We start from the raw sequence: 18,012 nt of genomic DNA on the forward strand, positions 1-18,012 counted from the left end.
AATGTCTTAGATTCTCCCTGGAGGAACAGAATGAAGTTCATGCTTACTTCGGTGCTGTTGGCTACCATCGCCATTGCATCACCCGCAGCAGAAATTACGGTGAAAGGTCGTGTTATTTGGGATACCAAATTGAATGGACCGATTCCGAAACGTGCGAAGCTGGTGGCAAACAAAGATGCTGACGTGGCTGCCAAAGACGACGATTTCTATGACGAAGATTGGGTGATTGCCCCAATTGGGAATGGTACCACAGGCAGTATGCGGGACTGCGTAGTCATTCTCACCCCCACACCAGCGAAGGGTGCTCGAATTTCGCCAAAATTCAAGCCAGAAGACATTTCTGCAGTGGCTATGAAAGCCAAGCAGAAAGATGTGGTGATTGATCAGCCGTGTTGCCGATTCATTCCCCACTGTTCCGGAACAATCGAAGGTCAGAAACTGATCATTAAGAACAGTTCGACCGTGCCACACAACGCCAAATACGTCAGCAGTGAATTAGAAGGTAACCCACTGATCCCACCGGGTGGTGAATTTACGGTTCCCACCCCACTGCCAGCAATGCGAAGCCCGATTTCGCTTAGTTGCAGCATCCACGGCTGGATGAAAGCTTACATTTACGTGTTTGACCATCCCTATTTCTATGTGACCCTTAAAGATGGCAAATTTGAAATCCCCAATGTGCCTGCACTGGAAGGCAAACTGAATCTTGTGCTGCGCAAGCCCGATGGCCTGTTTTCCGGTGGCGTTGCGGGTCGACTGGGGATTACGATTGATCCCGCAATGGCCAAAGATGGCGTTCTCGACCTTGGTGATGTACCTTTCCTTGCTGAAATCAAGAAGTAATAACAATTTGTTCAGCTGTCGATGCTGATTATAATTCCTTCCAGAAATCGAAGTCAATTCTTTCAGGTTGGAAGCAATTGAATGGAAAATCTTTAACGATTCCAGCGCAGCCACCAGCGGAACAATTTTGCGACCAGTGGGGTGAATCGCGTCCGATTGAATTGATCCCCCACCTTACGAAGCACTTCCATATAGGTTGGGTAGGGTAACATTGTTGCCGCAAATTGCTTCAGACCGATTTTCGCCTGCATTGCAATAGCAATCGCACCAGCAATTTCGCCTGCACCGTGACCTACGATCGTGGCACCCAGAATACGATCCTTGTTCGCTTGTGCAACTATTCGAATAAAGCCAGTCGTTTTCCCGTCAGTCTGTGCCCGATCCAGTGCGGCAAATGGCACCTCGTAGAGATCGGTTTTGATCTGCTGACTGGTTGCAACTTCTTGCGTAAGGCCGATTTGCGCTAATTCTGGATCTGTGTATGTGCACCACGGGATCTGGTGGCGCAGAAAACGGGCACGACCGCGAAATAGGGCATTCCGCACCACTGTGCGTGCCATCATATCGGCAGTGTGGGTAAAGCGATATGGCGAACAGACGTCACCTGCTGCAAAAATATGTTTATTCGATGTTTGTAAGCGTTCATTTACCACAATGCCGGTGCTTGCGTCATACTCGACACCAACCTGTTCGAGGCCCAATCCAGTGACATTCGGCACCCGTCCCGTTGCCACCAGCACGTGGGACGCGGGCACAATCTGTGGTGCAGGATCGCCATCAATGTGCAGCAGGCTTTCATTTTCCAGGTGCTGAATCGACGTAACTTCCTTTTGCAACAGGATATGCACCCCACTTCTTAACAGGGCGTCCTGGACAATTCGGGCTGCATCAGGGTCGTCGCGAGGCAAAATCCGCTCCCCACGAACAATCAGGGTAACAGGTATCCCCAAGTGGGCAGTAGCCTGGGCAATTTCACACCCAATTGGTCCCCCACCAATGATAGCGAGGTGCTTCGGTCGTTCCGTCAGTGAGAAAAATGAAAAATTGGTGAGAGTCTTTTCCGGTATAAGGCCAGGAATCGCAGGCATCGCAGCATGGGTGCCTGTGGCAATCACTGCTTTCCGATAGTTCAATTTTTGGTCGCCCACCTGGATGGTGCCTGGTTGCAAAAATCTGCCGGCACCTAGAAAAACATCCACACCCAGTTCCGTGAAGCGTGCCACTGAATCGTGGTGGCTGAGGTGCGATCTGGTTTCCCGCAAACGAGCCATGACGCTTGCAAAGGCATGATCTTTGGACTGTTCGCTGGCATCCATCGCGACCTGCAACGATTTGCACGCAGAGATGTATGTTTTAGAAGGTACACAGCCCACATTCAGGCAATCTCCGCCCATGGCGGTCTTTTCGATCAGGGCAACTTTTGCCCCGAGACCGGCTGCAGCGGCAGCACAGATCAGCCCAGCTGGACCCGCACCAAGCACCACCTGGTTGTAGCGTCGGGTAGGGGTGGGATTCTGGTAATTCTCAGGAAAAACGTGTGCTTTCCATGCAAGATTTGCTGTATTTTCAGGCGAAAACAGCCCATGTACGGGGGTCATGCCACGCCAGCCAGTGTCAGTTCCGAAGGTTGCTCATCGATATATTCGTAAAACACATTCCGTTGACGTGGGATATAGCCAGCCTCTCGAATGCAGCTCTTAATCTGTTCCAGTGTAAGGTAATGGACCGTGCCTGCCGATGCCACCACGTTTTCTTCGATCATCAGCGAACCCATATCGTTGGCACCGTAAAACAATGCCACCTGACCAATTTTGGCCCCCTGCGTGACCCACGAAGACTGGATGTTGGGAATATTATCAAGATAAAGGCGGGCAATCGCCTGCGTCTTCAGATACTCAAACGAGCCGTAGGCGGGATAATCAGCCATCAGGTGGCCTGGTTGCATCGTCCAGCAGATAAAAGCGGTGAATCCATTCGTTTCATCCTGTAATTTTCGCAGGCGATCGAGATGTTCCACTCGTTCTTCGATGGTTTCGATATGGCCAAACATCATTGTGCAGGTCGATTTACCACCAAGCTGGTGCCAGACCCGGTTCACTTCCAGCCATTCATCGGCAAGTGCCTTGCCCTTGGTGAGCTGTTTGCGGACACGATCCACCAGAATTTCTGCCCCACCACCGGGCAGACTGCCCAGGCCCGCTTCTTTGAGTCTGCTCAGCACTTCCACCAGTGGGATCTTGTTGATCCGGTGAAAATGCCACAGCTCCGGTGGGCTGAAGGCGTGAAGATTTACTTGTGGGAAATGCAGTTTCAGATCCCTCAACATTTCTTCGTACCATTCCAACTTCAACTGGGGGTGCATCCCACCTTGCAGCAGAATCTGATCCCCACCCAAGGCGATTGTTTCTTCAATTTTCTGGTGCAGTTCTTCCCGCGACAACACATAAGCATCCGCATCGGCCGATTTGCGGTAGAAAGCGCAGAAATCGCACACTGCCGCACAGACGTTGGTGTAGTTGACATTGCGGTCGATATTGTACGTGCGAAACGGTTCCGGGTGTAAGCGAGTGGTAACCGCGTGGGCAGCTTTGCCCAGTGCGGTCAGATCGTGCGTGGAAAATAGTTCCACACCCTCTGCAAAGGTGATCCGTTCACCGTTGGCCGCTTTCGACAGAATCTGTTGAATGGTAGAATTCAATGGTGGCTCCTGTTGGAGACAATCCCAACTCTTGGGTATATTGCTGGAATAATAGTAATCCGGCCAGTTCCTGGCTGGATAAATCAAAACATAAAATATTACTGAGATATCGACGGCACAAGCCAGGATCCAGATGCAGACGAGGTCCTTCCCGTTGAGCAATGAAACCAGCCTGGCGTAGGCCATCGTCACGTGCTTTGGCGAATGCAGTTTCGATTCCACGCAGATCCACATCGGCACGCACCGCCCACACTGCAAACACAAAGGGCAGTTTCGTCCATTCGTACCACTCCTGGCCCAGATCGTAGGCATAGGTGAAACCAGGCAGGCAGGACTGCATCGCCCGATCACCGATCAGCAGTACAGCGTCAGTCGACATATCATCGGCTGCCACATCCATGGGCAGTTGGGTAATCTGTGGGCGTATCCCAAATCGTTTCGCGAGCAGTACTTGTGTGAGGGCCGCACTGGTGCGGGAACCCACATCCATTGCAACGGAGCGAATTTCTGCCCACGGCACCCTGCTGAATAGTGTCACACTTAGCACCGGACCATGGGAGGCGATCGATACATCGGGAATGATGCGGTAATGATCGCCCCGAAAATATTCCACCACGGGAATCAGGGCAACATCGAGATCCCCCACCCGAAGCTGGTCGGCCAGTTTGCTGGGCAATTCCAGCCGCAAATCGATATTCGGTGCCAGTTGAAGCAGATTTTCGATCAGGGGCTTGGTGTTGAGATATTCAACAGCCCCCACCCGAATTGGCTGGCCTGCGTGCGTCCGATCGCGTTGTCGCTGGTTGAGTTGCATCAGCATCAGTTTAGGACTCCGAACGAAACTTACCCACTGTAGTAACCGCAAAAACATGCGTCCGGTAACAACGTTCCAGGCCAGTTGGGGCTAATTTTTCTCGAAATGCCCCACAAGAATGTAGCTCAATTACAACTGAAAGCACACTGATGAATTTATATTCATTAATCGACGATTCCATTATTGAAACGCAGACGTGGACATTGAGCTGTTCAGTTGGCCACGGATGGCACGTTCCAGTAATTCTGGAATGCGGTTGGGATTGCAGGCAAAACAGGGGATACCGATCGACGCAAGTTTTTTTGCCAGCGATTCATCGTAAAATGGCTTGCCATGATCTGCCAGTGCCAGAAGGCAAATGCACTTCACACCATTCCCAACCATTTCTTCCAGCCTGCGTACCAACTGGGCCTGATTACCACCTTCAAAAAGATCTGTAATCATAATAAACAGCGTTTTCGGTGGGTCTTCAATAAACTTCGAACAATAGGCCACGGATTTGTTAATGTCCGTGCCACCGCCGAGCTGTACACCAAAGATCATATTCACTGGATCATCCCCACATTGTTCTGTGAGATCGATCACCTCCGTATCAAATGCAACAACATGGGTCTTGAGCGCGGGCAGTGATGCAAAAATGGAACCCATAATGGCACCGTAAACCACGGAATCTGCCATGGAACCACTCTGATCCATATCCACAATCACCGTCCAGCTATTGGTGCGTTGTGCCCGCGAATAAAAATACACCCGCTCGGGCACAATCGTGTTCAAGCTTGGCTGGAAGTTCTTTAGATTGCGGCCAATCGTCCACTTCCAATCGATGCTGCTGGCATGTGGGATGGGGGTGTGTTCCTTACGATTGATTGCCCCCATTACTGCCTGGCGAACCTGCTGTTCCAGTTGCAGTTTGATTTGATCCACCACTGCCCGAACCACCATCCTCGCGGTTTCTTTCGTGCGTTCCGGAATCTGCCCACTTAACGACATTAAGGTGCCCACCAATTGCACATTCGGTTGAACAGTCTTCAGTGTTTCTGGCTCGAACAGCAGTTGCGTTAAACCTTTTTTCTCGATGGCATCCTGCTGGATAATACATACCACATCTTCCTTGAAATAGGTGCGGATATCGCCTAGCCATTTTGCCAGGCGAGGTGCAGAACCACCCAGGCCAGCACTTCGTCTGCCACTGGTGCCAGAGTCTTCTGATTCATCGTAGATCGCTGCCAGAGCCTGATCCATCTCCAGTTGTTCGCTGGACAATTCCATCCCCTGGCAGCAACTGCCAAGTTTATCCTGTGCGGATGCACCCAGGATCAATCGCCAACGTTTCACTTGCTCCACGTCGATGCTCATGATCTGACCTCCACACAAATTGCATATTCAGGTGGCTCAACGCTAATTATCGTGATACTCATTTAAATATCTCCGAAGTCAAAATCGTTGAGATCTTCAAGTGCCTCTTCCTCTTTTTGCGACAGTGGGCCATCAAGTGCCTCACTGGCAGCATCAGAATTGACACCCCACACTTCGGCAAGATTCTCTGCAATACTGCGTCGTTCATTGTGGCTGAAATCACCAAATGCCCGCCTGAGGAAAACAAGTGAACGGCGGAATTGGTCTTCATCGAGTGAACCAACATAGCTATCCAATGCTTCCCACAGAATTTGCCTTGCAATTAACGCATAGCGGTTTCGTTGTGCCAACCCTTCAAACCAGCCCGCACCAAGATCGGCGGAGATGCCTGGGGACAAACGACGCGAAACTTCCCGCACCAGGGCTTCGTTGGTCATCCAGCCACGTTCCAGCATGATGGCACAGGCAAACCCGGATAACACTGGATTGCGATCATCAGCGTCTGAAAGATCCTGTAATTTCCGCTTCCACAACTCTTCATCAATTCGATCATGAAATTCCAGCGATACCCGATTGATCTGATCAATTGATACGAGAAGTTGCCGTGCGGCGTCAGCATCACAATTCGCCGCTTCATGCAACGCCAGGCACGCCTGGATAAACAAACCTTCAATCAACGGAACTAATGGCTTGGTATCGAATCGTCGAACATCACCATATCGCACTACCTGCATCAGTTCGAATGCAGCGGCACCAATCTGATTCAGTGCGGAGCTTTCACTGGCCAGGTGCTGTAACTTCTGCTGGGCAAAATCCATCGCCGTCAACAAATTCGATTGACAGGCATCCCCCACAAGCTGTGCAGCAATATCAATCGAAGCCGCATCATCAATCAACTGCCTGAATCGATAACCACAAGCCAGTTCAATCGTTTCTCCCAGCAAGACAGATTCCACGAGCGTAATTTCGCTTTCAGGTGTCCACTGCACAGTCCAGCGTTCCGCCCACGTGGCAGAATCCTGTCGCACCTTCACCTGTTCTGCAAACTTCACTCCCAGTATCCGCAAGCGGTGCAGAAAACTGGATCGTTCCAGATCGATGTATGCGGCAGCTTGCGTCTTCGCCTGTCGATTTTCCCGCAGGTCGAGACCAAGATCCTGCTTGACGGCGGTGCGATATTTCTCCAATTTCAACCGCTGGATTTCTCGATCGAAATCTTCCTGAATTGATGTGCGACTGACACCCTGGGGTAATTCACCAATGGCCGTTCCCACATCGACTCGGGCAAGTGCTTCAGCAATATTGCTCCGTTCGCCATGCCCCAGTAACGCAATTGCTGCATCGTGCAGATCATCCAGCGTGGGGAAATAACCATCTTTCATTGCAGAAAGTGTTTTGGCTAATCGCACCGCTTCAATAATTTCTGCAGTGGAGCGGTGGGTGCCCTGCTCGCGATAGTGGCGTGCCACCATACTGAGGTAACGCGTCGGCAAAGCTTCCAATTGTTCTTCCTGCAATGTTTCCCAAAGTAATTCGAAATACGCCGGTGCAGCGTTACCCGCACCATAGCCTGATTGTGAAGAGAGCCGAAAGTAAGAATAAGGCATCAGTGTCAGCTTACTTGCGCGGCGTCGTAGGCTGGCAAATTCTTCATCGCTCATCGCTGGGTGATTGCCGTTGAGTACGGGTGCATGGTAAGCACCTACGACCGCAACTATCTTTTCCGGTTTGACACCGCGATCGATTGCTTTCTTTATCTGTCGCCGCATGAATGCTTCACGCACCAGATTTTCAGCATGTCTGCGGACAGGATCTACTTCCAGTTCTCGCAGCGATTCCCCTAACTGGTTGGCAGCCAGGCGGTAAGCATCATCATTAAGATTATGCTCAAAACGGCGTTCCCAGTATGCATCATAATTCAGTTCGCCAGAAATCTGAGCCCAGCGATCGTAAATCGAAACCTGATCAGGAACTTCCTGAATTGGTGCCTCTTCCGCACTGGTGCTGTCAGCATCGTTGTCAGTAACTTCCTGATCGTCTTCTGTTTGGTCTTGAGTAACAGTGCCTGCTGTTAACTCTTTTGCCAGCAATTCCAATTCAATGTCTTGTAACGCAAGGAATGCATCTGATGGCAAGTCGATAAATTCCACAGGCTTTTTGTGTTCGTGGGCCCACAGGATTGCCTGGAACTCCGGGCTGTAACGTGCCAAGGGATAAACCAGCGTGCGGACAGGCAACGAATCGGTATATGCCAGAATGGCAATCGGTGGCTTGGTGCCTTTCTTCACCAGATGACGAGTCAACTCCCCAGCATCATGCAGCCCTTCAATCAAGACGACATCCGGCTGAATGCGGTCCAGATACCGACGCAGGTGCCAGGCACCGCTGGGAGAAAGGTGCCGCACACCAAAAACGTTGATCTGCCAGGGATTACTCATGACAGTTGATCCGAGCAAGCGGTGAAGAGTGGTCGCCATTCGGCCCCACGTTTTTTCAGGACGTTGGAAAGATATTCCTGCCAGACCAGCTTATCCTTCTCTTCATCTTTCACCACGGCCCCCTGAATAGCAGAAGCAAGATCCTCTGCGGATACCTTGCCATTGCCAAAGTTTCCCGCAAGTGCCATACTTCCGGCAAGCACCGAAATTGCTTCGGCAGTGGAGAGCACGCCAGATGGTGTTTTGACTTTGTTTTTGCCATCCAGCGTCTGTCCTGTGCGTAGTTCTCGAAAGATGGTGACCACTTTTTCGATGGCTTCGTCTGCAGGTACAGGTGCTTTCAGATCCAGGTTGGTTGCCAGTTCATTGACACGCTTGCGAACAATATCAACTTCTGTTTCCAATGTTGCTGGGGATGGCAGCACCACAATATTGAAGCGTCGTTTCAGTGCAGCCGACATATCGTTGACCCCACGGTCTCGTGTGTTGGCGGTAGCAATAATGGAAAAGCCTTTTTGTGCCGGCACTTCCAGTTGTAATTCCGGAATGGAAACGCGTTTTTCCGACAGCAATGAAATCATGGCATCCTGTACTTCAGAAGCACACCGTGTGATTTCTTCAAAGCGGGCAATTGAACCACTTTCCATCGCACGCATAATCGGGCTGCGAATCAGTGAGGTATTGGTGGGGCCCTGGGCAATCAGCATCGCATAGTTCCAGGTATACCGGATCTGTTCTTCCGTGGTGCCGGCAGTACCCTGAACTACTTTTGTGGAATCACGATTGATCGCTGCTGCCAGATGTTCTGACAGCCACGATTTAGCAGTACCAGGTTCACCAATCAATAACAGAGAACGATCGGTAACAAGTGTTGAAATCGCGATTTCAACAAGTCGCTGGTGGCCGATATACTTGGGGGTGATTTTTGTACTACCAGCAGTCCCGCCTGTGATATACGTCAGCACGGCACGTGGGGAAAGCTGCCACCCTGGGGGGCGTTCGTATTTATCTGCTTGCGCCAGTGCGTCCAGCTCGCTGGCATACAGTTCTTCTGCCGGCGCCCGCAATACATTACCACTGTTACTTACAGGTGCAGCAGCTTCGTCTGTTTTTTTCTTCGCCATGTTGGTTTCCTTATTTGGGATAATTCAAACTAAGAAGCTTTCTCTTCCGAACTGGTTTTGGTTCGTTCCCGAATTTCGGCAATTGCATCAACGATTCGGTTGGCAACAGTCTCACCAATTTTGGAATCACCCGCCATTGCTTCCAACTCTGGCAATGCATCAGCGCCTAGGCGGTTCGCCAGATACAACCAGCGATACACTTCGTAACCTGCTTTCTTTTTGCTGTGTGTTTTAATGTTTTCAATCACAAAAGCAGTAGATTCGGGATGTTCAATTCTTAACATGGCAGAAGCAAAATCGTATGGATCTTTGCCAAGACTTTTTCTGTCTGCCAACTTTGCGGTGAAATACTTTATTGCGGCTGCGTGGTCTGAGTTTGCCAAGGAGCAAGCCAAAGGCAGATCATCTGCTGCGATCGCATCATACAACCATGCGGTATCCACGGGATGATCCTGAACGTTGTAGTGCCAGTGCCAATAATAATTTCTACCAGACAATTGGTTCCAGACAATTTGACGTCTTCCTTGGTCTGCTGAATTTTTCTTGGTGGACTGTTTGAGGTAAGGTGAAAAGATTTTGTAGAAATCTCCCGGAGACATTGTTCGTAAAGCAGCGAAAACAACATCATCGAAACAATCCATCGGGACTGTTTCCCGCTGATCAACCAGGAACATCACACTTGCCTGGTCGCCTTTTGCCAGAATGGCCACCATTCTTTCGATGATATCTGTTCCACCTGGGGTGGATTTGACTTTCTGCAATTGGGCAGATGCCTGCACGCATTCCCGCAAAAATTTCTGTGCATCTGTAGAAAGGACTGTCTCAACAATCCCAAGCAAAGCAAGAAACCGCACTACTTCTTCGCCTTGCTTTTTCTTGTCTTTATTTGCCTGTAAGTCAACCAACAGTTTTTTGGCACGATCCAGTGCCACTGCAGCTAGCTGAGTGGGCTTGCAGGAATGTACGGCATGTGCAACCACTGCTAAGTCTTTCCCATCCATTGCTTTTACCAGCACCTCCAGTGCTTCTGGGTGGGGTAATTTACACAACGCATGGTAGGCTGCCTGGCGAATTTCCTTTGATTTGGCTTTCGCCTGTTCAATCAGGTAAGACAAATCATCCGCAGAATCTCCCAGGCATTCGATTGCTGCTACTTTGACATCTGGAGATCCCTCGGAGAGTGCTTCTTTGATGATTTCCCGGGAATATTCTGCATCAATGCGGTGCATCAATTTCAAGCGACGTGCGTGCCCACTTTTTCCTTTCAGATCAAAAGTTGCTTTCAAATCGGCCAGGATTGCTTTGCCATACATGGGCAATACCCGTTCTGCCACCAGGTCGCCAATTTCTCCGTATACATCATCAATCGCTTTCAGTGCAGGCCGCACCAGGCGAAGATCGGCAAAAAGACCCAACTCAATGGCACTGCGGATCTGTTCTAATCTGCCAGAGCCAGTGCTGGTCAATGCTTCGATCAGTGGTTTCAACATTCGTGCACTGATCTGGGTGCGTTTTGCTTCCACCGCTGACGATTGAATGGTTTCCAGTTTCCCTTCTAAACCTGTACTTCCCTGAGTGAACAAAATGGAACAGACCAGAGAACCAAGATTCAGCAGACTGTTTGCTGCGGTTTTATCGGTAGAGTTTACCACATCTTCAACGCACTCTGCTACTTTAGCAAAGACAGGTGCCTTTGCACCAGCTTTCTTCAGTGGGTCTACCAGCTTTTTCAGCCGAAAATCACCAGGTGCTACGACGCTGCCTGCAATCGCCAGTCGTCGCACCTCTTTGTATACTTCATTGAGAACGGCAATACTCATGATGTGCTCCTAAAGTGTGAGACGAATGACTTCTGTATTTGTGACGATGCTTAACGGTTTTACTTCGAGTTTGCAACTGTCGAGATCGTGGCGAAATCGCCCCACCAACACCTGATTCATCAATGCATCTGGTGGGACAAGTCTTAACAGTTCCACACTGGATGGCTCTTCGGACATCCCACGATCAGTAAGGGTTAATCTATTCCCCGCCTGATCTTCGATCACAAAAACATCATTAATCAGGCCGATCTGCTTGAACCGCAACAGGCACACAGGCTGCTTTTCTGAAAGTGGGCCTTTCAGATTATTTTTGACAGTTTTCGTCAGTGCTGAAAAATCAACTGCAGCAAGTGATTGTACTTTCTGATAATCTTCAGGTGTTGTGGGCCGTGGCAGCATTTCATCCCAGCGACAGCGTGGATTCATATCCCCAGGATAGATGCACAATAATGGCACCTGAGCTACCTGAAAAAAGCTATCTTCGGACTTGATAAACTTGACTGCTTTGTAGGGCCGATATGTTTTGGTGGTTAGTACTTTGCCAGATGACAATTCTACCCAGATGCCAGTATCGACAAATTCCCGGCGTGCCACATCATCGTTGGAATTGAATGCCAGTTGCAGCAGTTCTGCGTTTTCCAGTGTCAAACCTGCCTCACGCAGTTCGCTGAGATGCCAGGCGTGTCCCAGCCAGGCTGCAATGGGCGACTCTGTTTCAGGTTTTAAATCAGGATCGTTCAGTCGCTTTTCCAGATATGCCCGCCCTTGTTTGACCAAAGCATGCAGGCGGGCCAACTGGTCCAGAGCATCACTATACATCGCTTCCCGCACCGCAGTAGGGATTTTATCGTCAAATTTCCCAGTGCTGTCCGAGAAGTTTGTTGTGTATGCCAACAACGCACTTTGTGCTCCCGGCAAATAGGCATCGCCCAGTTGTTTGGCCCGCTGCTCAATGGTATCAGCAAGCTTTGCATTCATGTTGCCAATACCAATGCTGGCTAATTCAATGGTTAGCTGTTCCAGCAGGTTAATCCCATCCAGTTGTGCTTTGATCTTTTTCGCCAACGCAGTTTTATTGACCTGCTTTGGTGTCGCTTGTTCTTCTTTTTTCTTCTCTACGCGGGCAACAACTTTATCCCGTTTGGCCTGCAAATCGTCAGGTACATCTGCAACTTGAAAAGTATCTGATTTTTGCACATACGCGTACATCAGCCCAAGGGAATGCTTACAAGGAAACTGTCGGCTGGGACAGTTGCAGCGATACGTGGGTGCCCCCGGGCGGATGAAATCGCAGGAACATTGATAAGGTGTTTTCCCACTTCCCTGACATTCGCCGAAGAGAATTGTTTTGTCATCGGAAATGTTCATCGTGAGGAATTTTTTCTTCAGGACCAGGCTCCGCCCGTTTTTTGCCGCATCGGCATTTGGTGCTGCTGAATCGACAAAAGACTCATCTATCGAAAACACAATGCTTCCCTCCTGACTTTGATTTCAGCGAAAGATTCAATTTTCTGTAATGTAGCTCGCAATCCTGGTGAAAAAGATCATTGAAATAACTTTATGGAACCACAAAATACCCAAGAACTGGAACTCAAATCGACGACGGCGATAAATATTCGCCCGTACACATATTAATATATCCACGCACATGATTCATGGTGACATTTTTCTTTGATTTACAGCACCATTTTGGAGGAATTCAACTACGCAACTGTTTTCAAATTAGGTAGTTATGGAAAATCCAGAAAACTGGCTAAAAATTGCAAAATAATAATCAGACGAATGTTCGACTGTTTTGGAGATGGTTCTGAGAAATCACTTTCAAAGTGCCATAGATGATCTTGAGAATGTTACTTCAGGGTGCGAAGCACCAGCATCAGTGGTTTGGTATTTCGCTTGGAATGAGTTGCACGTGAGGATAGATATTGCTGCACCGCATTGGATGGCAGTACGTGAATACCTGCGTAACTTACAACCACACCAATGGTGTTGCCATTGGGTTCTGACTTAGCATTGCTGTACTTTGCCAGGTTCTTGGCAAGCAGGTCGGCAGTACCCTGGGGTAGTGGTCGTCGAATATCTGTTTTCGGTGTTGTTTGCGGGGCAGGGCGTTGGATCAATGGATTCGGAATCCCCAATAACCGTGTCAGGCGTTGTAGATCCTGCGGCATGAATGGTGCCACTACCAGAGTATCGTAAGGCATCGACGAAGTCGAACCTTTTTTTGTATTCGGTTGGGACAACGCCACAATAAAGTCACAGACCTGTTGTGGGTTTAATGCCTCAGTAAACAGCATCAGTTCCACATCGTTCGGTTGTGCTTTCAAGCGGTTCGCTGTCACATCGTCAATTGCCAGTTTCCATTTCAACTTTTGGGCAACTTGCTGCATACGCTCCAGCCCATCCTGCGTGGATTCACAGAATAGATCCAGACGAATCAATTCATCATCCAGGAGGTCTTTCGCCAGTTGTTGTTGCTTATCAGTATCTGCTGCAAGTTCCACCATACCGTAGAACTTGGAAACGCGAATCTTATCCAGATCGACTGGGCGGATTTCAGGAATGTCCCGCACTGGTGGGGCCAGAATAGGATCGGGCTGAACTCTTGGTTCAGGTCCCAGTTCTGGCACGGTTGTTCGCACAGCAACCTGCGGAATTGTGGGTAGTTCTCGATCGTTGATTCCTGAATTCACAGGAATCAGGTCAGGAGAGTGATCGTCGTCCCGTTCGCGGGGAGGGTTTTGCACATTGGCACTAGGGATGGACACCGCTTCGATCGATGGTGAAAACTGTGCTAGTTCACTGTCGTTGCGATTCGCAAAAAACAGGTAAAACCCCAGTGACATAAACACCATCACAGAGGTGGCAATAGAAAATTGCCCCAACCGACGTGCCGCCGATTTATCCACCCACCGGTTAGACACTTTGACTGGTGGCAGTGGGGTAGGTTGCAAGCCACGAGCGGCAATTGCTTCCATCACCCCTTCCGTGAAGTGGAAAGGTGAAGGTTTGGCAGGCAATTGACGCATTCGTTGAGCAGTTTTTTGATACGAAAGGTACAGGGCACGCACACGCGGCGACGATTTCAGCAATCGCCTCAACAATTTGTGCTGCGAAGGTGTTAATTCACCGTCAATCGCAGCACTAATCAGTTCGTGTAACGCTTCTTCAGACATTTCCGTTTACCAACGCTCAGATAAATGAGTGTTCCTTAATTATTTACGTTCAAATAAATCTATTCCGTGAGTCCTTCCAGTTCCATAATGATCGACCTAAGTTCCGCACGGGCTCGATGTACTCTGCTTCGCACGGTGCCTATCGGAATACCCAGTATTTCGGCAATGTCCTCATACTTTTCGTCCTGAATGTCATTCAGGATGATGATCATCCGATGTTCATTGGTCAGTCGATCCAACGCTTTCTGAAGAAGTTCTTCTTCTTCACTACGTTCTAAGTTCTTATCAGGGTGGATGTTCGGGTTATCTTCCACCGGTTCCGGGAACTGTCGTTCGCCAGAATCCCAATCCAGGCTGGCAGCAATTCTACGCTTTCGTTTCAGCGAAATTGCCACATTGAAAGCAATCCGGTAAAGCCAGGTAAAAAAGCCCGACTCTCCCTTGAAACTGTGCAAAGACTGGTAGGCACCGATAAACGCTTCCTGCACCACATCTGCAGCATCTTCCGCACTGTTCAGCATGCGAAATACGGCATTGTACAGACGATCCTGATACCGCAGAACCAACGGTTCGTATGCGGAACTGTCGCCCTGTAAGCATCTCGCGATTAGTTGCCGATCGTCGTTTGTCACAGCTAGTCACTTATTGAGACGTGGGATAATTGATTTTAGTTCCCAAAGATTGAGATATTTGAAAAAATAACTACCATCTGAATGAGAATTCATTCATTTTTCGGTTGGGCGACACGGATTTCCAGAAAAATATCCCCTAGTAAAGTGGTAGCACCGAGTGGAGCTTCTTGCCACACAATTTTTAGTTGATTTCTTGCCACCAATCGGTGGGTGATTTCCATCATTATTGGTGTATCACAATATTGCGTAACAATCATTTCATTATTCAGCAATATTTGTGGCTGTCCCGTATTGATTGCGATTGAAATGAACACATTTTCATTTTCTATCCCCGTGGGCTTGCCAAACTCCCGCGTGAGAACCATTGGGGCAATCAATGGTATCGACCGGCAATCGACAGGGTGGGCAATTCTTGCGAGCCCTCCCACGTTCCATGGACCGTGCAGGCGAATACGATGGATGTTAGACATATCGTCAAACTACGAAAATGAGATCACTTTCACCAGTCGCTCAATACTTCGGCCAGGATTCTGAGTGCTGTTTCAATTTGCTGTTCAGTAATGCAAAGCGGTGGGCAAAACCGGATACCTGCTGTGCCGCACCCCAGAAGCAAAAGACCATGCTCGAAACACTTGCGCACCAACAAGTTACGACGATCGCTATCCAGTCCACCAGTTTCGTTGGTTGCATCAAAAGCGACCATCAAGCCCAACCCACGGACGTTGCTTATCGTTGGGAGGTTTTCTGCCAGCTTCCGCAAACCCATCTGCAGTTGTTCCCCACGTGCACGGCAATTTTCCAGGTATTCACGCTGCAACAATTCTATCGTTTTCAGTGCGGCAACACAGGCCACTGGATTGCCACCGAACGTGCTGGCGTGGCTGCCACTGGGCCAGTTCATCACTGGCGCTTTGGCAATAATTGCGCCCAACGGCAACCCACTGGCAATGCCTTTGGCACAACAGATAATATCTGGCTCTACGTGGGAATATTCGCTGGCAAACCAGGTTCCTGTGCGGCCAAAACCGGTCTGTACCTCATCAACTACCAGTAAGATCCCGTGTTCGCGACAAAGTTGTTCCAAAGCGGGCAGGCAACCAGGTGGCAATGGCTGATAGCCTCCCTCCCCAAGTACCGGTTCGATAACAATTGCTGCCACTTCTTTGGGACTGACCACACGATGAAACAGGTCATGCTCGATCGCACCCACGATATCGCAGGTGAGGGTAGCAGAATCGCCACAACCACCTGCAGGGCAGGAAGTTGGGTAATCTACGTGATAAATTCCCGGCAGCACCGGTGCAAAACCTGTGCGGTGAATCGGCTTTGAAGCTGATAGCGACATCGCACCGAAGGTGCGGCCATGAAAACCTCGGCGAAATGCAATAAAATTCCCACGTCCAGTGTGGTAGCGGGCCAGTTTCATCGCCGCTTCGATCGATTCTGCCCCACTGTTGGTGAAAAAAACTTTTTTGGGTGTGGTACCAGGGGCAATGCTGGCTAATTTTTCCGCCAGTTCAATCTGTGCCGGGTAGTAGAAATCAGTCCCACTCATGTGGATGAGTTGGCTGGCTTGTTGCTGAATTGCCGCCACCACATCGGGGTGGCAGTGGCCTGTTGCTGTGACTGCAATGCCCGCAGTGCAGTCTAAAAAGGTGTTGCCATCGACATCCTGCACCACGCACCCACTCGCCTGTTCGACCACCAGGGGATAAACACGGGTGTACGACTGCGAAACAACTTCCAGATCACGTGCTAAATACGCTGTTGCCCTCGGTCCGGGCAGGTTGGTCACCAGTTTCGGTGCGGCATGTTGGTCTAACTTCCACATGATCGACCTCCTTGGTAGTTGAAAAGAAATTCTGAAATGAATATGAGAATATTATACCATACCCGGGCAAATACCGGTGCTTGTAGTTTCCCTGACTGTTATCCATTGTCATCGCATCGAAATGCAGTTCCAGCAGGTTTAATCAACTTCCAGATTTGTGGCTTGTAATCCTTTCCGTCCAGCATTGCAAACATGATGCTTGGGTATGGACATTGCTGGAAATAGGAGGCCAATTCCCGGCGAGTCCCATCAATCCTCATTGCATTACGGGCAATTGCTTCTATGCGTGAAAATTCTGCTTTGAGATTAGATTCAATGTTCCGCACCCAATTAAAAAACTCGTCAGGCACCTGTTCCAGGATATCAGCAAGCACCCCACCGTTGGCTAAGACATCCCAGATCGCACGTGGGCTGACACCTGTCAGCAGTCGATGCAGGCGTTTGTATTCTTCAAACTTAATTTTTACACGTTGACCCGATTGAAATCGGACAACGAAACCTTCTGATGAATCGTTTTGCATTGCCAGGATTTCGTCAAAGTGGCCAAATCCATCGTAACGTTTTACTACTGGAAACCCAATTTGCTGCAAAGGTTCTTCTGTCCCGGTTCTTGTATCCATTATTGCCAGTAGAATCAGATCCTCTTGATCTCCGTAATCAACCACAATTCTGTTTTCAGGGTAAATTACTTCGAACAAGTAAGTTTTGGAAATATCCAATTGCAGATGGGCATATTTTTTCTGGATGATTCGTGTTGCCCGCTTTGCCTGCTCGCTGGTAAAACTTCCCCGTGAAGCAATATGCGGTTCGCCTTCGACAAAATACAGAATCCCAAGCGAGCCATCCAGTTTTTCATAAACCTCAAAAGGTTCTGCAGGAACAACCCCTTTCAGTTGTTCGACGCTGAAAAATTTCGGAAATGGTCGAGCAATAATGTTCCAATTCCGATCCAGGATCAAGCCACGGCACTGCATTGTTTCGTTATTCCAACGCCATTCGAACTGTGTTTTCTGGCTATAATTCAAGATTCTCAGGGGTAGCTTTGGGTGGTGCTGCTCGTTAATGTACCCCGCTTCGATTTCCCGTTGAATCGCATCCACATTTATTGATTCTGCAGTAAATACCCGCTGCGGTTCTGGTCCAAACAGATCGATATTCTGATTCATCACTGAGTCCTCCACTGATTCTCAGAGAGTAACTGCTCAAAATGGTTCAGTGAAACCTTGTCAGATTGATTCACTTGAATTGCGAGATTTCAAGTCGGAATCCATCAAAAATGT

At 49.3% G+C, this 18,012-nt stretch carries 14 protein-coding genes; 1 reads left to right on the forward strand and 13 read right to left on the reverse strand.

Annotated elements, in window-relative coordinates:
- Positions 1-30: 30 nt before the first annotated feature.
- A complete protein-coding gene (locus R3B84_13155; GenBank protein MEZ6141514.1) occupies positions 31-843 on the forward strand; it encodes a hypothetical protein in 813 nt (270 codons plus the stop codon).
- Positions 844-935: 92 nt separating this feature from the next.
- Here R3B84_13155 and R3B84_13160 read toward each other — a convergent pair whose 3' ends face one another.
- The 13 genes from R3B84_13160 to R3B84_13220 form a co-directional block, all read right to left on the reverse strand.
- Positions 936-2,441 (reverse strand): mercuric reductase, encoded by a 1,506-nt coding sequence (locus R3B84_13160; GenBank protein ID MEZ6141515.1) that lies wholly within the window; start codon positions 2,439-2,441, stop codon positions 936-938.
- Positions 2,438-3,541, reverse strand: a complete 1,104-nt coding sequence (mqnC, locus tag R3B84_13165) for a cyclic dehypoxanthinyl futalosine synthase (GenBank protein ID MEZ6141516.1) — start codon at positions 3,539-3,541, stop codon at positions 2,438-2,440. The genes R3B84_13160 and mqnC overlap by 4 nt, the downstream gene beginning before the upstream one ends.
- Positions 3,495-4,361 (reverse strand): menaquinone biosynthesis protein, encoded by an 867-nt coding sequence (locus tag R3B84_13170; protein MEZ6141517.1) that lies wholly within the window; start codon positions 4,359-4,361, stop codon positions 3,495-3,497. The genes mqnC and R3B84_13170 overlap by 47 nt, the downstream gene beginning before the upstream one ends.
- Before the next feature lie 174 nt (positions 4,362-4,535).
- Positions 4,536-5,711, reverse strand: coding sequence for a VWA domain-containing protein (locus tag R3B84_13175; protein MEZ6141518.1), 1,176 nt, complete (start codon positions 5,709-5,711; stop codon positions 4,536-4,538).
- Positions 5,712-5,773: 62 nt separating this feature from the next.
- Positions 5,774-8,188, reverse strand: a complete 2,415-nt coding sequence (locus R3B84_13180; protein ID MEZ6141519.1) for a DUF5682 family protein — start codon at positions 8,186-8,188, stop codon at positions 5,774-5,776.
- On the reverse strand, positions 8,146-9,273 hold the full coding sequence (locus tag R3B84_13185; protein MEZ6141520.1) for an AAA family ATPase: 1,128 nt from the start codon (positions 9,271-9,273) through the stop codon (positions 8,146-8,148). The genes R3B84_13180 and R3B84_13185 overlap by 43 nt, the downstream gene beginning before the upstream one ends.
- Positions 9,274-9,302: 29 nt before the next feature.
- Positions 9,303-11,093: a HEAT repeat domain-containing protein gene (locus R3B84_13190; GenBank protein MEZ6141521.1), complete on the reverse strand. Its 1,791-nt coding sequence runs from the start codon at positions 11,091-11,093 to the stop codon at positions 9,303-9,305.
- A gap of 9 nt (positions 11,094-11,102) precedes the next feature.
- On the reverse strand, positions 11,103-12,560 hold the full coding sequence (locus tag R3B84_13195) for a hypothetical protein (GenBank protein MEZ6141522.1): 1,458 nt from the start codon (positions 12,558-12,560) through the stop codon (positions 11,103-11,105).
- 383 nt (positions 12,561-12,943) lie between these two features.
- Positions 12,944-14,269 (reverse strand): hypothetical protein, encoded by a 1,326-nt coding sequence (locus R3B84_13200; protein MEZ6141523.1) that lies wholly within the window; start codon positions 14,267-14,269, stop codon positions 12,944-12,946.
- Between the two features lie 59 nt (positions 14,270-14,328).
- A complete protein-coding gene (locus R3B84_13205; GenBank protein ID MEZ6141524.1) occupies positions 14,329-14,901 on the reverse strand; it encodes a sigma-70 family RNA polymerase sigma factor in 573 nt (190 codons plus the stop codon).
- Between the two features lie 89 nt (positions 14,902-14,990).
- Complete coding sequence (locus R3B84_13210; GenBank protein MEZ6141525.1) at positions 14,991-15,371, reverse strand: hypothetical protein; 381 nt, start codon at positions 15,369-15,371, stop codon at positions 14,991-14,993.
- Positions 15,372-15,400: 29 nt separating this feature from the next.
- The gene (locus R3B84_13215) at positions 15,401-16,732 is read right to left on the reverse strand and encodes an acetyl ornithine aminotransferase family protein (GenBank protein ID MEZ6141526.1); all 1,332 of its coding nucleotides are present in this window, start codon (positions 16,730-16,732) and stop codon (positions 15,401-15,403) included.
- 98 nt (positions 16,733-16,830) lie between these two features.
- Positions 16,831-17,898, reverse strand: coding sequence for a T4 RnlA family RNA ligase (locus tag R3B84_13220; GenBank protein ID MEZ6141527.1), 1,068 nt, complete (start codon positions 17,896-17,898; stop codon positions 16,831-16,833).
- Positions 17,899-18,012: the final 114 nt, after the last annotated feature.

Origin of the sequence: Zavarzinella sp., assembly GCA_041399155.1 — a bacterium.
In the GTDB taxonomy this organism is placed as follows: domain Bacteria; phylum Planctomycetota; class Planctomycetia; order Gemmatales; family Gemmataceae; genus JAWKTI01.

Bases quoted from the DNA above. Each gene is read 5' to 3' on its own strand.
- R3B84_13155 (MEZ6141514.1), top strand. From the start codon at position 31: ATGAAGTTCATGCTTACTTCGGTGCTGTTGGCTACCATCGCCATTGCA.
- R3B84_13185 (MEZ6141520.1), bottom strand. From the start codon at position 9,273: ATGGCGAAGAAAAAAACAGACGAAGCTGCTGCACCTGTAAGTAACAGT.
- R3B84_13200 (MEZ6141523.1), bottom strand. From the start codon at position 14,269: ATGTCTGAAGAAGCGTTACACGAACTGATTAGTGCTGCGATTGACGGT.
- R3B84_13180 (MEZ6141519.1), bottom strand. From the start codon at position 8,188: ATGGCGACCACTCTTCACCGCTTGCTCGGATCAACTGTCATGAGTAAT.
- R3B84_13215 (MEZ6141526.1), bottom strand. From the start codon at position 16,732: ATGTGGAAGTTAGACCAACATGCCGCACCGAAACTGGTGACCAACCTG.
- R3B84_13190 (MEZ6141521.1), bottom strand. From the start codon at position 11,093: ATGAGTATTGCCGTTCTCAATGAAGTATACAAAGAGGTGCGACGACTG.
- R3B84_13160 (MEZ6141515.1), bottom strand. From the start codon at position 2,441: ATGACCCCCGTACATGGGCTGTTTTCGCCTGAAAATACAGCAAATCTT.
- R3B84_13210 (MEZ6141525.1), bottom strand. From the start codon at position 15,371: ATGTCTAACATCCATCGTATTCGCCTGCACGGTCCATGGAACGTGGGA.
- R3B84_13175 (MEZ6141518.1), bottom strand. From the start codon at position 5,711: ATGAGCATCGACGTGGAGCAAGTGAAACGTTGGCGATTGATCCTGGGT.
- R3B84_13170 (MEZ6141517.1), bottom strand. From the start codon at position 4,361: ATGCTGATGCAACTCAACCAGCGACAACGCGATCGGACGCACGCAGGC.
- R3B84_13220 (MEZ6141527.1), bottom strand. From the start codon at position 17,898: ATGAATCAGAATATCGATCTGTTTGGACCAGAACCGCAGCGGGTATTT.